Annotated in this window: 2 protein-coding genes, 1 tRNA gene and 1 pseudogene; 3 read left to right on the top strand and 1 reads right to left on the bottom strand. The window is 58.3% G+C overall.

What is annotated here, in order from left to right:
* Nucleotides 1–212 (top strand): annotated as a pseudogene (locus AB4043_RS23735) (DinB family protein); the annotation flags it as partial.
* A gap of 201 nt (nt 213–413) precedes the next feature.
* Here the strand turns inward: AB4043_RS23735 and AB4043_RS23730 are convergent.
* Nucleotides 414–490: transfer RNA gene (locus tag AB4043_RS23730), tRNA-Met, on the bottom strand.
* Between the two features lie 182 nt (nt 491–672).
* Between AB4043_RS23730 and AB4043_RS23725 the strand changes: the two genes are divergently transcribed.
* Nucleotides 673–1,212, top strand: coding sequence for a hypothetical protein (locus tag AB4043_RS23725; RefSeq protein WP_442299953.1), 540 nt, complete (start codon nt 673–675; stop codon nt 1,210–1,212).
* Between the two features lie 131 nt (nt 1,213–1,343).
* Nucleotides 1,344–2,028 (top strand): BON domain-containing protein (locus tag AB4043_RS23720; protein ID WP_442308283.1); only part of this gene is annotated, 685 nt, incomplete at its 3' end.

Genomic DNA, 2,028 nt, shown 5'->3' with positions numbered 1-2,028 from the left:
CTGCGGCGGACCTGAAAAAGGCGTGGGGACAGGTGAACACTGCGTTGATCTCCGCGGTCGAGAAGTTTTCGGCTGACGACTGGTTGAAGAAGCACAGCGCAGTCACCGACGAAGACTTCGCCAAAGAACCAACACGGAACCGGCTTGCCGTTTTTCTCAGCCGCACCAACCACGTAGCGTTTCATGCGGGGCAAGTAGTACTGGTGAAGTAGAGCTTTCGGAGAGTTTCTTGATGTGGCGTAAATGACATCAATGATGTCGTTTACGCCTTTCCCGCGTCTGGAGCGGTGAGTAAGCTAACGGATAGCTTTCCGAAATTGTAAGCAGAAATGACAAGAGCCTCCGGTGCGTGGACCGGAGGCTCTTGCAAACGTAAATGATGTTACTGCTTCAACGTTCGCGTGATTGTCGATTGGTTGCGGGGGCAGGATTTGAACCTGCGACCTTTGGGTTATGAGCCCAACGAGCTACCGGGCTGCTCCACCCCGCATTCATATGATGCCATCTGAGGGCCATCAGGTCAACTCGTCCCCTGTTTTTGGAGTTATCGCAGAACGGCATTAACCTGCTATGTCTCCAACATCTTCTTTGAGATAGGAAGCATCTATGTCCATCGAACGGGAGTTTTGACTCCAGTTTCGAATGAGAAGCTTTTGAATAAGGTTTGTGGGCATGCGGGCGGATAAGGTAATCACGGTTCTGGCTCTGGCTTTTCTATGCGGTGCGGTGGGTCACGCGGAGTCACGACGCCATCTGGTGCCCCCATCGGAGGCGGAACGTGCGGCCCTTGAGAAGAGGCTTGATCCGGCCCTTATGCCGGCGGGCGCCAACCACAGGAACATCGACCCCAAACAGATATTCAAACTTGTTGGGCCGCACGACACAGAAGAACTGACCATCGCTGCGGTCGACTTTGATGTGCCCAACCCGAACGCCGGGGTATCGCGGCATACCTGCGGTATCTACGTTGTACCTGCACAGGGGCCTGCGTATTTTCTCGATGGCAGCCTGGATGAAGCACTTCCGGTCCAGTGCCGGAGAGTCGTATCGATACGCCTGCCACGCAAGGGCGCGGAGTCCGCTGAAATTATGTTTGTCGGCGAAGCCTCACTGGCCTCTCATTCGTGGCGTCAGGAGTATTTCCTGCGTCGTGGTGAGGACGGGACCTACAAACTGACAGCCGACTACAAAGATGCCTCCCAGAAACAGTAGGCAATGGCCGAAACGATAGGATTTCGGCCCATGCACTCGCCAGGTACCAGAACTTTCCCCCGGAATTTGCGTCTGAACAAGCAGGGTCAGTGTCGGTGATTCTTGGGCACTGACGGGGGATAGGGAAGCATATGTATTGGAAGACTTTTACTCACGCAGTCCTCGCCGCTGCTCTGGTTGCGAGCGCATCTGCCCAGGCGAAGAAGAGCACTGTCCCTGACGCGCAGATCCAGGCAGACGTGCTCAAACGGCTTGCCGCCGACGCCTCGCTGCAGAATCAGGACATCCAGGCATCGGTTGCCTTCGGGACGGTTACGCTCACGGGCACGGTGACCGACGACAATGCCCGTCACGCCGCCGAACAGGCCGCGGCACAGACCAACGGCGTCACCAAGGTTGTGGATGAACTCGCCCTCGGAGCGGCTCCGGCCAACCCTGCCGCAGCTCCGAGCGCAGAAGATGCCGGCGCGGCGGCCATTGCCGAAGCGCGGAACGAGCCAGGTCAAGCCCAGCCGCAGCAGTATCCCCCCGTTACTGCTGACCAGCAGGCCCAGAACCCAACGGCTCAGTCCATGGACCCTCAGTATGCCCCTCAAGCCGCCCCCCCGGCCCAGCCAGATCAGCAAGCTCAGCCGGATCAGCAGGCGCAACAGCAGCCCCAATATCCGCAGGCACAGCCGGGATATCCCCCTTCCCGGGCACCGTACCAGCGCCGTGTCTACGGACCGTATCCGTACCCCAGTGCTCCGCCACAGCAGGCGCAGGGTAACTATTCTTACCCACAGCAACAGCAGCCTTACCAGGGCGGAGGCCAGC

It is taken from the genome of Terriglobus sp. YAF25, from assembly GCF_052113305.1.
Classification (GTDB): domain Bacteria; phylum Acidobacteriota; class Terriglobia; order Terriglobales; family Acidobacteriaceae; genus Terriglobus.
This window is presented reverse-complemented; position numbering and strand designations above follow the sequence as displayed.